The organism is Brucella ciceri, from assembly GCF_041930145.1.
Lineage (GTDB): Bacteria > Pseudomonadota > Alphaproteobacteria > Rhizobiales > Rhizobiaceae > Brucella > Brucella intermedia.
Window position 1 is genome coordinate 1 of record NZ_JBHEEV010000027.1, and the last position, 2,500, is coordinate 2,500.

The following is a 2,500-nucleotide window of genomic DNA, read 5'->3' on the forward strand; positions in this document are numbered from 1 at the left end:
GATGGATATTGTAAATGGGAGTGATCAAGTCGATCGAGCTATTAGTACCGGTAAGCTGCATGCGTTGCCGCACTTCCACACCCGGCCTATCAACGTGGTGGTCTTCCACGGCTCTGATAGGGAATACTCGTTTTCAGGTGGGTTTCCCGCTTAGATGCCTTCAGCGGTTATCCCGTCCGTATATAGCTACCCTGCTATGCCGTTGGCACGACAACAGGTCCACCAGAGATACGTCCATCCCGGTCCTCTCGTACTAGGGACAGATCCTGTCAATATTCCTACACCCACGGCAGATAGGGACCGAACTGTCTCACGACGTTCTGAACCCAACTCACGTACCGCTTTAAATGGCGAACAGCCATACCCTTGGGACCTGCTCCAGCCCCAGGATGCGATGAGTCGACATCGAGGTGCCAAACAACCCCGTCGATATGGACTCTTGGGGGTCATCAGCCTGTTATCCCCGGCGTACCTTTTATCCGTTGAGCGATGGCCCTTCCACGCGGGACCACCGGATCACTATGACCGACTTTCGTCTCTGCTCGACTTGTCAGTCTTGCAGTCAGGCAGGCTTATGCCATTGCACTCGACGAACGATTTCCGACCGTTCTGAGCCTACCATCGCGCGCCTCCGTTACTCTTTAGGAGGCGACCGCCCCAGTCAAACTACCCACCATACACGGTCCTGGACCCGGATAACGGGCCGCAGTTAGACATCCATATAGGCAAGGGTGGTATTTCAAGGATGACTCCACAATGGCTGGCGCCACTGCTTCAAAGTCTACCACCTATCCTACACATGCCGACACGAATGCCAGTGTAAAGCTATAGTAAAGGTGCACGGGGTCTTTCCGTCTAACCGCAGGAACCCCGCATCTTCACGGGGAATTCAATTTCACTGAGTCTGCGTTGGAGACAGCGGGGAAGTCGTTACGCCATTCGTGCAGGTCGGAACTTACCCGACAAGGAATTTCGCTACCTTAGGACCGTTATAGTTACGGCCGCCGTTTACTGGGGCTTCAATTCAATGCTTGCACATCTCCTCTTAACCTTCCAGCACCGGGCAGGCGTCAGACCCTATACGTCGTCTTGCGACTTCGCAGAGCCCTGTGTTTTTGGTAAACAGTCGCTACCCCCTGGTCTGTGCCACCCCCACATGGTTGCCCATATGAGGGTCACGCTTCTTCCGAAGTTACGCGTGCATTTTGCCGAGTTCCTTCAACGCAGTTCTCTCAAGCGCCTTGGTATTCTCTACCAGTCCACCAGTGTCGGTTTAGGGTACGGTCTATATGCAGGAGCTATTTCCTGGAACCGCTTCGCTGCACGTTCAATCCAATAAGAACGTACAACACACGCGATCCGTCACTACCTGCAGGCCCACGAATATTAACGTGGTTCCCATCGACTACGCCTTTCGGCCTCGCCTTAGGGGCCGGCTAACCCTGCTCAGATTAACTTTAAGCAGGAACCCTTGGACTTTCGGCGAGGGAGTCTCTCACTCCCTTTATCGTTACTCATGTCAGCATTCTCACTTCCGATACCTCCAGGATGTCTCACGACTGTCCCTTCACAGGCTTACGGAACGCTCCGCTACCACGCACATACGTGCATCCACAGCTTCGGTGTATGGCTTGAGCCCCGGTACATTTTCGGCGCAAAGACCCTTATTTAGACCAGTGAGCTGTTACGCTTTCTTTAAATGATGGCTGCTTCTAAGCCAACATCCTGGTTGTTTTGGGATCCTCACATCCTTTCCCACTTAGCCATAACTTAGGGACCTTAGATGGTGGTCAGGGTTGTTGCCCTCTCCACGACGGACGTTAGCACCCGCCGTGTGTCTGCCGACTAGTACTCCCCGGTATTCGGAGTTTGGTTAGGATCAGTAAGACGGTGAGTCCCCATAGCCCATCCAGTGCTCTACCCCCGGGGGTATTCGGTCGACGCTCTACCTAAATAGATTTCGCGGAGAACCAGCTATCTCCAAGTTTGATTGGCCTTTCACCCCTAGCCACAAGTCATCCCGATCTATTGCAACAGATATGGGTTCGGTCCTCCAGTACGTGTTACCGTACCTTCAACCTGCTCATGGCTAGATCACTTGGTTTCGGGTCTAATGCATCGAACTGAACGCCCTGTTCAGACTCGCTTTCGCTGCGCCTACACCTACCGGCTTAAGCTTGCTCGATACACTAAGTCGCTGACCCATTATACAAAAGGTACGCTGTCACCCAGAACAAATCTTGGGCTCCAACTGTTTGTAGGCATCCGGTTTCAGGTACTGTTTCACTCCCCTCGTCGGGGTGCTTTTCACCTTTCCCTCACGGTACTGGTTCGCTATCGGTCATGCACGAGTACTTAGGCTTGGATCGTGGTCGACCCATGTTCAGACAGGATTTCACGTGTCCCGCCCTACTCAAGGACTTCTGCTATTCTACGTGTACGGGACTATCACCCACTTCGGTCGAGTTTTCCAACTCGTTCCACTTCATTCACAAAAGCC

At 53.1% G+C, this 2,500-nt stretch carries 1 rRNA gene (cut by a window edge); it reads right to left on the reverse strand.

Annotated elements, in window-relative coordinates:
• Positions 1-20: 20 nt before the first annotated feature.
• Positions 21-2,500 (reverse strand): 23S ribosomal RNA (locus JNC63_RS21780); it runs 325 nt beyond the window's last position.